Raw genomic sequence first — 14,614 nt, forward strand, 5'->3', positions numbered from 1 at the left:
AAGCCGAGCGTCAATCCGAAACCCGGAATGACGCTCGGCTGTCGAAACCGCCAACCCGCCCGAGCGGGTGCTGTGATGGCCACTGCTGTCATGGAGTTCCGGATCGCCCCACTCTTCAAGCCAGATTGCCCTTCGCTATGACTTCAAGAGCCTTGGGCGTGCAAGTTCGTTGAAAGATACGGCGCCTACTTCCATTCGCCCAAAGGCGTGTGGATTTTCTTCCTTCGCCGTCATTCGGGCTTTCTCCAGCTCTTCTGACTACTCCTTACTGCGCAGGTCTCCAGGTCTGGTTGGATGAGCACCATAACCGAAATGATAGGGTACGCGCATTCTTCAATCGTCGAAAAATTAAGCCACAAGCCTTGCATGTCGCGACCAGCGTTGGGTCCCGAGCATCCACCGCGCGCATACCGCCCGGCAGACGGCGTTCGGCGGATCGGACGGCAGAATTTGCAGACGTCGTCGTGTGGACCAGGCGACGCCGACAATGACGAAAGCGAAGCTATGGCAGCAAGTAGTAGCGAACACAATCGCGCGCGGATCAGCCGACAGTCGGAAGTGGGACCCTTGCTCAAAAGAATAGGTTGGCCACGCCACTAAGATATCTCACGCGTTCCCGTGATGGCCTTCTACGCAATACAAAACCAACGCATCATGGAGCGCATAAATCAGATTAGAAATCCGCCTGGGGAGGAGGATATGAAAAACATCTCAAATGACCTGATGGAAATTGCCGGCCGAATTCGCCCTGCGCGGGAAGCCTTCGCGGAGGCGGACAGGAGGAGGGTCGAATCCGCTTTGGAGGCAGGACGACTTCTTTGCCAGGCCAAGGACGACTGCCTGCACCAGCAATGGATGGCTTTCCTGAGATGGGCCGATATGGATGAACAAGAGGCTCGAAAGCTGATGCAGCTTGCCCGCGCGGGACTGACATCGTGCATCGTTTCGGAAATCGGCGGCATCGATGCGGCACTGGCCTATCTTGTGGAGGCAAGATTGCCCGAGCCGGAAGAGTGCCTGACTGTTGGCCGCGTAGGCTGGCCGGAAAAGAACACGCCCTTCGCGATTATCAAACCCAATGCCGCGCATCCCGGCTATTACGATATCGCCATTGCCGACATGTGGGCCAATCCAGCAACGGTTTTCTCATCGAGAAAGCCGCTTCGGGGGGAAAGCATGAGGCAAGCCGACGGGTCGTTCTTCAACAGCCTCTGGCATATTGTCGATCGTGAATTGGATGTCCCGCATTCGCAGCGCGAGTTCCAGATGATGCCGGCGGATCTGTTCTCGCGAGATGGTGCCTTCCTCTTCGCCAAGCCTGTCTCCGCGGCTGACAGTGCGACGGAAAGCGAGGCCCACAGCTACATTCTTTGAATGTTCGCCGGCAAACGCGACCGCGCAGCCCCGCAACAATTCCATTGCATGGACCGGAAAATCGCCCTGCCGGCCTCGGCGTGCTCTGCCTAGCCTTGTTCGTCACGGCAGAACACTCCAGCGCGCCGTCTCACCCGGACGAAGATCTATCAAGCTCAGGCGAGGCTGTTCGAGGGCAATTTCCTGACTCGGCTCCCGGACGGCAAGTTGAAGCGAGAACCGAGCTACCTCTAGGAACATGGCAAGAAGACCAAACGGCAGCCGACCGGAATTTTTGACGGAAAATGAACTCAAGCAATCGACGCGCCAATAAAGCGCCGTCAGCCGGCTTGCAGCCGAGCGTGGCTACGCGCCAGATCATCTCGTCTCGTCCATTTGCAATGGCCATCAGCACTTAGCGTTGTCAAACCGCGCCAGACGACCGTCCGGGCCCATACCAGGTCTCGGAAGTGGTAATGTCTTATCCGATTGCGCACTCCATTTTCTTGGCCGCTGCTGGCTTAATCGCGTCAGTTGTCATCATCAGAGTGGCGGTTACATGCGCATCGCGATTGTTGGTTCGGGTTACGTGGGTCTTGTATCGGGCGCTTGCCTGGCTGATTTCGGCCATCAAGTCGTCTGCGTCGATAAGGCGGAGGCCAAGATTGCCGATCTCCAGGCCGGAAGAATGCCGATCTATGAGCCAGGTCTCGACGACCTCGTCGACAAGAATTCCGCGAGCGGCCAGCTCACCTTCACCAGCATGCTTACAGCGGCAGTCGCCGACGCGGACGTGGTGTTCATTGCGGTCGGGACGCCTTCGAGGCGAGGCGACGGCCATGCCGATCTGTCCTATGTCTACGAAGCGGCCCGGGAAATCGCGGCCGCTGTTCACGGGTTCACCGTGGTGGCAATCAAATCCACTGTGCCGGTGGGCACGGGGGATGAGGTCGAACGGATCATTCGCCAATGCAATCCCCTGGCCGATGTGGCCGTCGTCTCCAACCCGGAATTCCTGCGCGAAGGAGCCGCGATCGACGACTTCAAACGACCAGACCGGATCGTTATCGGCCTCCCGTCGGACGAGCGTGGCCGGGAGGTGATGGCGGAGGTGTATCGGCCGCTCTATCTCAACCAGGCACCCATCCTGTTTACCGGCCGCCGCACGTCCGAGCTGATCAAATATGCGGCCAACGCCTTCCTGGCGCTCAAGATCACGTTCATCAACGAGATCGCGGATCTCTGCGAGAGCGTGGGCGCGAACGTGCGCGAGGTAGCGCGGGGCATCGGGCTCGACAATCGCATCGGCTCAAAGTTCCTGCACGCCGGCCCGGGCTATGGAGGATCCTGTTTTCCAAAAGACACGCTGGCTTTGGTCAAGACGGCGCAGGACAGCGGCGCGCCATTGCGCCTGATCGAAACGACGGTTGCCGTGAACGACCAGCGAAAACGCACCATGGCGCGCAAGATCGTATTTGCCTGCGGCGGAGATGTCCGCGCAAAGACAGTGGCCTTGCTGGGTCTTACCTTCAAACCCAACACCGATGACATCCGTGAAGCGCCTTCCCTCTCGATCATCCAGGCCTTGATCGATTTTGGAGCACATGTCCGAGTGTATGACCCCGAAGGCATGGAACAGGCGAAAATCGTGCTCGGCACAAGCGTAAGCTATGCCGAAGGCGCCTATGAATGCGCCGAGGGCGCCGACGCGCTGGTCATCGTGACCGAGTGGAATCAGTTCCGCGCCCTGGATTTTGAACGACTGTCCCGCACGATGTCGAAACGGGTGGTGGTCGACCTGCGCAACATTTACCGGCGGGAAGACATCTCCAAGCACGGCTTCGAGTACGTGAATATCGGTGAGGGAGCGGTCGGAGACAAGGCAGTTTTCGCCGCGGCCGCGGAATGAGGTATCTGGTCACCGGCACCGCAGGATTCATCGGTTTTCACTTGGCGCGCCGGCTCCTCGACGACGGTCATCGCGTCACCGGCTTCGACGGCATGACGCCATACTATGACATCGTCCTGAAGCAGTCCCGACACGCCCTGCTTCAAAGATACGACGCCTTTCGCGCCCATATCGGCCAACTGGAAGACCTGGATGCCCTTCGCCGCGCCGCGGACTACGCCCGGCCCGATGTGATCGTGCATCTGGCCGCGCAGGCCGGTGTCCGCTACTCAATCGACAATCCGCGAAGTTACACGGACAGCAATCTCGTCGGCTCGTTCAACGTCCTTGAGCTTGCGCGTGATCTCAAGCCCCGGCATTTGCTCCTTGCGTCCACGAGCTCGGCCTATGGAGCGAACGACAAGATGCCATTCGTCGAAACCGACAAGGCTGATTGGCCGTTAACCTTCTATGCGGCCACGAAGAAGGCGATGGAGGCGATGGCGCACTCCTATTCACATATCTTCGGAACGCCGACCACATGCTTCCGCTTCTTCACCGTATACGGCCCCTGGGGCCGGCCCGACATGGCGCTCTTCAAATTTGTCGACGCGATCGAGAACGGCCGTCCGATCGAAGTGTATGGCGAAGGCCTGATGAAGCGCGATTTCACCTATATCGATGATCTCGTCGAAGCCATCGTCCGACTCGTCGAATGCACGCCGGCGACAGGTCGCGCGGCGTCCGCTCCCGGCGTCGTCGACACGCTGTCACCCGTCGCGCCGTGGCGTGTCGTCAACATAGGCGGCGGCGAGCCTGTCGGGCTGCTGCCTTTCATCGAGACGATCGAGAACTGCCTGGGCAAACGCGCCATCCGCAAGATGTTGCCGATGCAGGCTGGCGACATGCGGGCAACCTATGCCGACCCCCGCCTGCTGGAGGCCCTTACGGGCTTTCGCCCTTGCACCAGCGTCGAGGACGGGGTGACCGCCTTCGTACGCTGGTATCTGGAAGAACGGCCGTCGCGGCCGACAATCGCCGCCTGAAGCGCGCAGACCTGTGCTCCGTGCACGCGCCTAGGTCCTTGGCGCGACACAGGTTGGTCATGCCGAGGCCAGCTTGGCATGTATCCTGGGCCTTTCGCCATGCCAGGATGTCACCTCAATGGCGGCTCCGTCTCCACAAAGCACTGTAAAGCCGCTGTCGGTATGAGTTTGGACCTGGCCGGTCAGCCCGATATGGCGCCCAGGCGGGGCAAACATGCGCGCCTTGTCGATCACGATCTTGGCACCGGCAGTGAAAGTGAAGGCGCCCGGATAGGGATCGCCGACGGCGCGGACGAAACGAAGGACATTCTCGGCAGCATCGCTCCAGTCGATTATTCCGTCATCGGCCGTGCGCTTTGCGCAATAGCTGGCAAGGGATTCGTCCTGCGCGACGCCCACGGCCTTGTCACGACTTATCGCCGAAACGACAAGCGGCGTCATCTCGAACAGTGCCTGCTTGTGCTTGTCGTAGAGCGAGCGCGCGGTCTCGTCCGGTGCCACGGCAAAAAGCTTCTGGAGGACGATAGGGCCACTGTCGACACCCTCGTCGAGCCGGAAGAAAGTCGAGCCCGTCTCCTTTTCATTCGCAATGATCGTCCAGGGGATCACCGCCCTGCCCCGAAAACGCGGTAACGGCGCCGGGTGAAAGCCGATCGAGCCATATCGGGCGACCGAGCGAAATTCGCCGCGGCAGATTTGCGACCAGCCGACCACCATCGTCAAATCGGGCCGCTCGGCTTCGAGCCTGTCGATCGTGTCGGGCGCATTGATGTCCTTGGTCAGGTGGACCGCGGCCCCGGCCAGGCGTGCCGGCCCCGCCAGATCGACGAAATCGGAATGGCGTTTGGAAGCTTCGCCCGCAAGGGTGACAAGCAGCGAAGGCGTCATGCCAGCTTCGACAAGGGCATCGAATGCGACCCGAGATCCCTCCACCGCACCGACAAAGGCTATGCGCATGAATTCAAGGCTCCAACTCACCGGCGTGAGCGATAGATGGACACAGATCTCTTCTATTGTCTGCTTCGTTTCTGCGCCCAAGTCCTCCTTTAGAGGTAAACGGCAGCCGGCGATGCATCCCTATGTGCAACTCGTCCCTTCAAAGAAAGCTGGGTATTTAGGGGTTGCGACAGCGGGATTGGAATACGCGATGGACAGCTTCGCCGGCTTGGCATTTCTGGATCGCAGCGCCACTACAGTCGGGAAGGGCGGATCTGATCTGCTACGCATGGCGATCCTGCTTTCTGGACGCCGACGCATTTGTGCTTTCGTCCCGCTACGAAGATTGCGCGGTACCACTCAAGGCCATGGCCGGCAGCCCGCCCATCGCGTCCTTCGACTGCGACGTCATACATGCTGCGCTACGATCCCCAAGGACTGAAGACCTGTCACCATGCTGACGACCACCCGTCTGACATTGCATAAGATCGACGCCCGGATCAGGATGACCTGGGCTGCGTCGGGCGCAGACGCGTTTCTTGTCTCCTATCCCGAATCTGGAGCAACCCAGCTTAGACATATCCTTTCGGAATACTTTCGTCGCCACGCCAACGGCGAAAATGTCCATCTTTCGCCAATGTTCGAGGTTCTTCCGGATTTCGATCTCGATCCGACGAGGGGCATCCCGGCTTTTCGTTACACAGATGAGCGCCATCGTGTGCCGCTCGTCCTGGTTTCGCACCTCACCTATAGACGCTCGCTTTTTCTCAACCGACCCATCATCTTCATGACTCGAGATCCGCGCGACGTAATCGTGTCAGCTTATTTCGATGCCACACGTCACAAACGCTGCTTCGAAGGCACCATGGACGCGTTCATTGCCGATCGCGAACAAGGCCTGCCGGCTCTGATAGTATATCTGAATGATTGGGGTAGAGGTCTAAAGCATCACGTAAGTGCAGTATTGGGCTATGGGGAACTGACGGAAGACCCTATGGGTGCCTGCACGCGTATCCTGAGATTTCTCGGCCACACACCGTCCGTGCGCGCGCTTCAGGATTCTATCGACGCCTCGCGTTTCGATGTAATGCGTGAGCATGAGATGGCGGGCGGCCTAGCGGCCCACGATGGCGAAAGCCAGCATGCGCGTCCCGGCAAGGTCGGCGGCTTTTCCGATCATCTTAGTGATGCGCAAGCCGAACTCATTGAGCAGACCTGCATCGACTGGCTAACTCCAGCCGCGATCGAACTGCTTGCCCGTGGCGGAACGCGGCTCGCATGCGGCTGGTATGAACTTCGCCGCCAATTCATGGATGAACACGGCCAAGGCGAGACGATCAAGAGAGATCTTCCTGTCGTCGAATCCCTTTCCACCAATCCATGCAGCAACTTGGCGGAGATCGCCGAGAAGTATGGAAACAATCCATCGACGTCCTGACGTTAAGAGGGGAGTAAATGCGACTTGCGATTGTGCAGGCGGGCCTGGGTGCAGGAGGGACGGAGCGCGTCGTCAGTCTGCTTGCCGCAGATCGATGCAGGCGCGGAGATGAAGTCCATCTATTTGCTTTCGTGGGAGAGCAAGACAAGAGCTATTTTGCCCTGCACCCGAAGGTCACTGTCCACAGACTTGTAGAGGATGGAGCTTCGCGGCTTTCGAAACTCGGATTTGTCCGCAGCTTGCGGCGCGTGGTCGTGTTGCGCGCGGAATTCAAGCAGCTTCAGCCCACTCTGATCGTTTCATTTCTAACAAAGATTAATATTCTCTGCCTGCTGGCGGCGAAGAATCTTGGCATCCGGGTTATTATCTCGGAAAGAAACAATCCCAAAGCGCAGAAGAAACACGCCGCTTGGCGGCTCGTTTCTGGCATCATACTTCGGCAGGCGGATCGGCTCGTCATGCAGACTGATGCGATTGTCAAGACGCTTCCGGATACGCTCAGAAAAAAAGCCCACGTTATCGGAAATCCTTGCGAGGTCATCGGAAATCCGTGCGAGGCGACCGATGCCTACAAAGACCATGGCAATGAGATGTTTCGCCTGGTCGCCGTCGGACGCCTGGTGGAACAGAAAGGCTTCGACACGCTGATAAAGGCGTTTGCTAAAGTCGCCAGCGAATTTCCGGCATGGGCGTTGACAATCTTCGGCGAGGGACCTGATCGGGTTCTTCTTCAACGTCAGATCGATGCGTTGGATTTGGAGGACAGGGTAAAGCTTGCCGGCATTACCGAGCGTCCGGGCGAATGGGCGCGCGACGCCTCCCTCTTTGTCCTGCCGTCACGCTACGAAGGCTTTCCCAACGTGCTGATCGAGGCGATGGCGGCAGGCCTGCCCGTCGTCGCAACGGACTGCGATTTCGGTCCATCCGAAATCATCGAACCAGGCGTTTCGGGTCTGCTGGTACCAGTCGACGATGTTGCCGAGTTGGCATCCGCGATGGCATGCCTGATGCGAAACAATGCTCTTCGCCACAAAATGGGTAGATCGGCCCGGAAAACGATCGATCGGTTCTCAATGCAGCAGATTGCGGAAAAATGGGACTCCGCTTTGACGAAATTCTGAAAGTGAAGGCAATCGATCACGAACTCAGTTATTCAGGTTCGTGATCTACGGATGAAAATATCCAATGCCGGACAAGAACACCTCGAGCGTTTTCAAATCTGGCGCACATATCCTGATGTTCATCCGGAGAATGATCTTTGATAGGCGCACTTTACAGCCAATGTAACTAAAAGCGGCGACCTGTCGCGCGTGGAAGGCAATGCCCGCACATCGTCCCTGATTGGGATCGGTCTCAAGACACAAGGCACATGTAGACTTCGAGATTGTGTCCCGTGGCGTGGCCTGGCTTTTGACCACTACGAAGCCTTGCGGTTGGCCAGAGGACGTATCAGCGAGCTGCGGCAGGCATGCCGATGAAAGGAGCATCGCTCATGAAACGCACGTTCGATCTGCTCGGTGCCGCCTGCCTTCTGCTGCTGATGTCGCCCTTCATCGCGGTGCTTTCAATAGCAGTCGCGCTGCTTCTTGGGCGGCCTGTTTTTTTCCGCCAGGAACGTCCCGGCCTGCACGGGAAACCATTCAAGATAATAAAATTCAGAACGATGACCGATCGTCGGGATCGTCATGGCCGGCTGCTTCCCGATGCTGACAGGCTGACTGGCTTTGGCAGCTTTCTGCGCGCAAGCAGCCTTGATGAGCTGCCCGAATTGATCAATGTATTGCGGGGTGAGATGAGCCTCGTCGGGCCTCGTCCCCTCTTGATGGAGTATCTCCCCCGCTACAGCCCTGAGCAGGCGCGTCGTCACCAAGTCATTCCCGGCATCACAGGTTTGGCGCAGGTGAACGGCCGCAACGCACTTGATTGGGAGAACCGCTTCGTCCTGGACGTCTGGTATGTCGATCACCGGACCTTCGCACTTGACCTGAAAATTCTCTGCCTGACCTTTTACAAGATCTTCACCCGAGAGGGGATCAGCGCCGCGGGACACGCCACCATGCCCGAGTTCATGGGCTCGCAGGTTTTGCAGTCGGGCGGGCCGTTGAGGACGTCTGGATCGCGCCTGCCACGGTTGGCCGCAAGGGTTGCAGCCATCGGTATTCTGCTAGAACTTGGGACTGCCGCTTTCGTTTTTGTTGTCGATCCATATGGGATCAACCATCATCTGGAGATTCCTGATTTCAATGCCGAAAAGACACATCGCCTTTCGATCGGTACGACAGCCGAGCGCTCACTACGTCTATGGCTCACCGACTACGACACTTTGATCCTCGGCGGCTCGCGGGCGCGCGTCGGGCTTGATCCCGCCGGACCGAGCCTAGCTAGGCTGAAGGCCTACAATGCCGCGGTTCCGCATGCGAGCATGGTCGAACTCTATGACATTGGCATGTTCGCCCTGGCTCACGGCGCACCCCGCCGGATGATCGTCAATCTCGATTTCTCCATGTTTGAGGCGGACCGAACGGAAACCCAAGATTTTCCGGAGTCCGGCTTTGCCGGAGTTCCAATGCCTATCGTTTATGCGCGGTCCCTGTTCTCCCCCGAAAGCTTTATCGACGCTTTGCGGACGGTGCACGCCAACAGCATTGGATTTCGGGAGACCGACAAGGAAGACGGTTTTCACCAGATCATGTTGGCACATAATTACAGCTACAGACAGGTGTCCGACCAGAGGCTGAATCGGTTGATGGCGGAGTTTTCGTCTCCCGGCAGCTTCGATTATGACATCACCAGAATCGGCCTGTTGCATGACCTGCTGGATCGTCTCACCGCCGCTGGAGTAGACGTCACGCTCTTCATTTCGCCGATACATGCTCGTCAGATGGAAGCACTCAGGGCCATGGGGCTACTCCCGGTTTACGACCGCTGGCGTGTGGATCTGACGTATACCGTAAGTCAGGTCAACGCATCCAAGACAGCCACGTCTGAAGTGAAACTGTGGGATTTTAGCGGCTATAACTCCGTTACAATGGAAGACATTCCGGATCCGGGCGATCGTCATCAGACGATGCGGTGGTACTGGAGCTCTGCGCGTTACACTCCGGCCTTGGGAGAGTTGATGCTGGATCGCATGCTCGGCCAAGCCTATTCGGGCCCGTCGGATTTCGGCATATCTCTTACCGGATCCAACCTTAGATCAATCCTCGACCAACAGCGAAAGAGGCGCACCATATATGTCGTGCTTCATCCCGAGGAGATTAATAGGATATGGAGCCGTTTGCTTTTATTTAAATTTACAAAGCCAAATATCTAGGCAATTTTCTCTTTATTAGTTCGGTATGTCTTATAGTTCTACTTTTTTGTTCCGCATATATTTAGCGATAAAACGGCCATGAAGCTGCTACCGCTAATGGGGTAGGCCATCGGTCGTAGCGGCGATCAGGTCCTAGCTTATTGGGGTTGCGACAGGACCAAACTTGGTCGTGGCGGCTTTCTGGTTTCTGCCGATGATGGATGCATCGGCAGAAACAATCCCGGAGAACGACCAAGGGACGCGTACTGCCGATCAAGAATGAGCGGGGCGACTTTGGCTACGGTTGCGATGATCGGAAGACTGGCTCGACGGGTGCTGCAAGCTGCCAGGCGCAAGAGTGCGGGCCGCACGCGCCTGGCCAATATCGCACACCTTCTGACCGGCAATTTTCTTGGCTCATTGCTGGCGCTTGTAGCCTTTACGCTTTCAGCACGAGCGCTTGGCGTGACGAACTATGGTGAGCTTGCATTGATCATCGCGTTCACAAGGGTCGTCGAGCGCGTTGTCAGCTTCCAGTCGTGGCAGCCAATTATCAAATACGCAGCCGGCATGAACGCATCCGAGGGCCACGAGAATTTGCGCGTCCTCATGAAGTTCGGCCTGCTTATCGATGTCGGCGCCGCTGTCAGCGCCTGGGTCGTCGCCATTGGCGCGGCCCTTCTCATTGCGCCGGTTTTCGGTTGGTCGACGCAAATCGTGCATCTTCTTGTTCTCTACTCCAGCGTTCTGCTGTTTCAGATTTCCGGCGTCCCCGTGGCTGTCCAACGCATGGCCGGCAACTTCCGCCTCCTCGCCTATGGGCAGTTGCTCAACGCCGTTCTGCGCGTATTGCTGTGTCTGCTCGGCGTGCTGCTCAATGGCGATCTCGCTTACTTCACGGCGGTTTGGGCCGGAACGCAGATCCTCGGCTCCCTGGCGCTCCTGACGCTGACCATGCGCGCGCTACACAGGCAGGGTGTCCACAATGTCCTGGGCGCGCCTTTGGCCGGCATCACACGCCGCTTCCCTGGCATCTGGAATTTCGCGTGGTCGTCGAACATCTCACTCACCTTGCGCGCGAGCGCGCAAGAACTCGATACGCTGCTGGTCGGATGGCTAGCCGACCCGGCCTCGGCTGGCTTGTACCAGATCGCCAAGCGCATAGGCCGCGTCGGCCAGCAAGTAGGCCCGCAGGTGCAAAACGTTCTCTATCCCGATGTCGCCCGCCTTTGGGCAAAAGGCAGCATCGAGGAATTCAAGCGGGTGATCTTTCAGACCGAAGCCATGCTGCTCTGCTTTGGCGTCATTTGCGTCCTGGTCGTGGCGGTGCTCATCCGGCCGCTGCTCGCCTGGACCGCGGGACCGGAGTTCATAGGCGCAGCCAGCCTCGTCATCGTGCAGATGGTGGCGGTCACGTTCGTGCTTTCGGGCTCAGCCGCCCGCTCGGCGCTGCTTGCCATGGGCCGGCAACGTGAGGTGTTGCGCATTGTTGTCGTTGCCACAGCCGCCTTCCACGTGACGGCCCTCCTGCTCATCCCGCGGATCGGCGCGATGGGGGGCAATATTGCCCATATCGTCCTGGGCATTCTGTGGGCCTTCGGCCTGGCGCTTTCGTTGCGACAGGCGCTCAAGACCGCCCATCATCCCGACCGGCAAACCCCGCCGGCGGACGCTCTCAACCAAGCAAGTCTTGCCCCTTCAAAGGCGATCTAGATGTCTCTTGCACCTCAAGCTCTTGCGCCTCAAGCCCAGGCACCTCAAGCCCAGGCACCTCAAGCCCTGGTCACTTTGCCTGCAGCGCAGCGGCGCTCGCCTTCCTCTCCTTCGTCGCTCACACATCTGCAACGACTCGAGGCTGAATCAATCCATATCATTCGCGAGGTCGTCGCCGAACTGCGCAACCCGGTGATGTTGTATTCGGTGGGCAAGGACTCGGCCGTAATGCTCCATCTCGCGATGAAGGCCTTCTATCCGTCGCAACTGCCGTTCCCCCTTCTCCACATCGACACGACGTGGAAATTCAAAGAAATGATCCGTTTCCGCGACGAGACTGTCGCGCGGCTTGGCCTGAAGCTGCTGGTGCGTCGCAACGAGGCCGGCCTGGCCGAAGGGATCACGCCATTTACACATGGCTCGTCGACCTACACGCAGATCATGAAGACGGAGGCGCTGAAATCGGCACTGACCTCGCTCGGCTTCGACGCCGCTTTCGGCGGCGCGCGGCGCGACGAGGAAAAGAGCCGCGCGAAAGAACGGGTGTTTTCGCTGCGCAGCGATAGCCATGGCTGGGATCCAAAGAACCAGCGCCCGGAACTATGGAACCTCTACAACGGCCGGCTGAAACCAGGGGAGTCCGTCCGGGTCTTTCCTCTCTCGAACTGGACCGAAACCGACATATGGCAGTACATCATGAGGGAGAACATCCCCATCGTCTCGCTGTATTTCGCGGCCAAACGCCCCGTGGTGGAGCGCGACGGACAGTTGATCATGGTGGACGACGATCGTCTGCCGCTCCGCCCAGGCGAATCCCCCGAAATGCGCTCGGTACGCTTCCGCACGCTTGGCTGCTATCCCCTCACCGCGGCCACTGAAAGCACTGCCGCGTCTGTTCCCGAAGTGCTCCAGGAAATGCTTGTCGTGAGGACCTCCGAGCGATCAGGTCGGCTGATCGACCATGACGAGGCAACCTCGATGGAAAAGAAAAAGCGCGAGGGGTACTTCTGATGCTGGGTTTTGCTCAAACCGCGGAACTCGAATCTTCTTCGATAGACGAGATCACTTCGCAATATCTTGCTGTCCACGAGAAGAAGAGCCTGCTGCGATTTTTGACATGCGGCAGCGTGGACGACGGCAAGTCGACGCTGATCGGCAGGCTGCTCTACGACACGAAGCTGCTGATGGAAGACCAGCTTGCCACACTTACCCGCGATTCCCAACGCCACGGCACAACCGGCGGCGATCTCGACTTCGCCCTTCTGGTCGACGGTCTGGCCAGCGAGCGCGAACAGGGCATTACGATCGACGCGGCCTATCGTTTCTTCGCCACGGAACGGCGCAAATTCATAGTCGCCGACACGCCCGGCCATGAGCAATACACCCGCAACATGGCTACTGGCGCATCCAATGCCGACCTGGCGATCATTCTTGTCGATGCGCGGCAGGGCATTCTGACCCAGACACGCCGACATTCCTTCATCGTTTCGCTGCTCGGAATCCGGCATGTCGTCCTTGCGGTCAACAAAATCGACCTGGTCGATTATTCGCAAACGGTATTCGACGAGATCGAGGCGACCTATCGAAGCTTCGCGGAACCGCTTGGCTTCGCGTCTCTGGATGCCATCCCGCTGTCGGCGCGTTATGGCGACAATGTTCTTTCGAAAGGCGAGAACCTGCCCTGGTATCGGGGCCCGACGCTCATCGAGCATCTGGAAACCGTCGAGGTGGAACGAGACCGCCGTAGCGCGCCTTTCCGGATGCCGGTGCAATGGGTCAATCGCCCGAACCTCGACTTTCGCGGGTTTGCCGGCACCATCGCCGCCGGCGTGATCCGGCCGGGAGACCGTGTGGTCGTGGCACGATCCGGCGTGACGAGCCTGGTCAAGCGCATCGTCACCCAGGACGGAGACCTGTCGGAGGCAGCGGCCGGCGAGGCTGTCACGCTGACGCTCGAAGACGAGATCGACGTTTCTCGCGGCGACGTCCTGGCGGGGGCGGCGGAGCGCCCGGAAGTGTCAGACCAGTTTGCGGCCCATCTGCTCTGGATGCACGAGGATCCATTGATCCCCGGCCGCCCGTATCTGATCAAGCTCGCCACCAGCGTGGTGGGTGCGAGCGTTACGCAGATAAAACACCGGGTTGACATCAATAATTTTGCAAAACTGGCAGCAAAAACCCTCGAGAAGAACGACGTCGGCTTCGTCAACTTGACGACACAGGCACCGCTCGCCTTCGACCCGTTCTCCAACGTGCACGAAACCGGCGCGTTCATCGTCATCGACCGGATCAACAACCACACGGTCGGTGCCGGAATGATCGACTTCAGTCTGCGCAGGGCGAACAACGTCCATTGGCAAGCACTGGATGTCGACATGAATGCGCGGGCGATCGCCAAAGGTCAAAAGCCCGTGGTGCTGTGGTTCACAGGCCTGTCGGGCTCCGGAAAGTCGACGATCGCGAATCTCGTGGAGAAGCGCCTCCATGCGATCGGCAGGCACACCTACCTTCTGGACGGCGACAATGTTCGCCATGGCTTGAATCGAGATCTCGGCTTTACCGACGCGGATCGCGTGGAGAACATTCGTCGCGTCGCCGAGGCCGCCAAGCTGATGGTCGACGCGGGGCTGATAGCGCTCACTTCATTCATTTCGCCATTCCAGGCGGAGCGGCGGATGGCGCGCGACCTCTTCGGCCCAGGGCAGTTTATCGAGATCTTCATCGACACACCACTGGAGGTCGCTGAAAGCCGCGACCCGAAGGGCCTTTATCGACGCGCCCGAAATGGGTTGATCCAGAATTTCACGGGCATCGGCAGTCCCTATGAGCGCCCGGAAGCGCCACAGATCACGGTTACGCCGGATCTGAGCGCCGAGGAGGCCGCGGAAGTGATCGTCAGCTACCTCGAACGAGGCAGCTACCTCGGAACCGCGACCGGGTAACAGGCG

10 protein-coding genes and 1 pseudogene are annotated in these 14,614 nt (G+C 58.7%); 9 read left to right on the top strand and 2 right to left on the bottom strand.

Going from position 1 to position 14,614, the window contains the following annotated elements; genetic code table 11:
• Positions 1-92, bottom strand: a pseudogene (locus tag FJ942_RS29090) (molybdate ABC transporter permease subunit); the annotation flags it as partial.
• A gap of 607 nt (positions 93-699) precedes the next feature.
• Here FJ942_RS29090 and FJ942_RS07105 point away from each other — a divergent pair.
• The 3 genes from FJ942_RS07105 to FJ942_RS07115 all read left to right on the top strand — a co-directional run bounded on the left by FJ942_RS07105 (position 700) and on the right by FJ942_RS07115 (position 4,287).
• Positions 700-1,374: a hypothetical protein gene (locus FJ942_RS07105; RefSeq protein ID WP_140567311.1), complete on the top strand. Its 675-nt coding sequence runs from the start codon at positions 700-702 to the stop codon at positions 1,372-1,374.
• A gap of 538 nt (positions 1,375-1,912) precedes the next feature.
• On the top strand, positions 1,913-3,262 hold the full coding sequence (locus tag FJ942_RS07110; RefSeq protein ID WP_140513535.1) for a UDP-glucose/GDP-mannose dehydrogenase family protein: 1,350 nt from the start codon (positions 1,913-1,915) through the stop codon (positions 3,260-3,262).
• Complete coding sequence (locus FJ942_RS07115) at positions 3,259-4,287, top strand: NAD-dependent epimerase/dehydratase family protein (RefSeq protein ID WP_140513533.1); 1,029 nt, start codon at positions 3,259-3,261, stop codon at positions 4,285-4,287. The genes FJ942_RS07110 and FJ942_RS07115 overlap by 4 nt, the downstream gene beginning before the upstream one ends.
• A gap of 57 nt (positions 4,288-4,344) precedes the next feature.
• Here the strand turns inward: FJ942_RS07115 and FJ942_RS07120 are convergent, their stop codons facing one another.
• The gene (locus FJ942_RS07120) at positions 4,345-5,244 is read right to left on the bottom strand and encodes a formyltransferase family protein (protein ID WP_140513531.1); all 900 of its coding nucleotides are present in this window, start codon (positions 5,242-5,244) and stop codon (positions 4,345-4,347) included.
• Positions 5,245-5,677: 433 nt separating this feature from the next.
• Here FJ942_RS07120 and FJ942_RS07125 point away from each other — a divergent pair, with 433 nt between their 5' ends.
• The 6 genes from FJ942_RS07125 (at position 5,678) to cysN (ending at position 14,608) form a co-directional block, all read left to right on the top strand.
• Positions 5,678-6,661 carry a sulfotransferase domain-containing protein gene (locus FJ942_RS07125; RefSeq protein WP_140513529.1) on the top strand — a complete coding sequence of 328 codons (984 nt, stop codon included), beginning with the start codon at positions 5,678-5,680 and terminating at the stop codon, positions 6,659-6,661.
• Between the two features lie 17 nt (positions 6,662-6,678).
• Entirely contained in the window at positions 6,679-7,782 is a 1,104-nt protein-coding gene (locus tag FJ942_RS07130; RefSeq protein WP_140525323.1) for a glycosyltransferase family 4 protein, read from the top strand.
• Positions 7,783-8,153: 371 nt separating this feature from the next.
• On the top strand, positions 8,154-9,974 hold the full coding sequence (locus FJ942_RS29095; protein WP_140513525.1) for a sugar transferase: 1,821 nt from the start codon (positions 8,154-8,156) through the stop codon (positions 9,972-9,974).
• Positions 9,975-10,262: 288 nt separating this feature from the next.
• Positions 10,263-11,666: a lipopolysaccharide biosynthesis protein gene (locus tag FJ942_RS07140; protein ID WP_224519136.1), complete on the top strand. Its 1,404-nt coding sequence runs from the start codon at positions 10,263-10,265 to the stop codon at positions 11,664-11,666.
• The gene (cysD, locus tag FJ942_RS07145) at positions 11,667-12,677 is read left to right on the top strand and encodes a sulfate adenylyltransferase subunit CysD (protein ID WP_246679710.1); all 1,011 of its coding nucleotides are present in this window, start codon (positions 11,667-11,669) and stop codon (positions 12,675-12,677) included.
• Positions 12,677-14,608, top strand: a complete 1,932-nt coding sequence (gene cysN / locus FJ942_RS07150) for a sulfate adenylyltransferase subunit CysN (RefSeq protein WP_140897414.1) — start codon at positions 12,677-12,679, stop codon at positions 14,606-14,608. Before cysD ends, cysN begins: the two co-directional genes overlap by 1 nt.
• Positions 14,609-14,614: the final 6 nt, after the last annotated feature.

Source organism: Mesorhizobium sp. B2-4-2, from assembly GCF_006442845.1.
GTDB lineage: Bacteria > Pseudomonadota > Alphaproteobacteria > Rhizobiales > Rhizobiaceae > Mesorhizobium.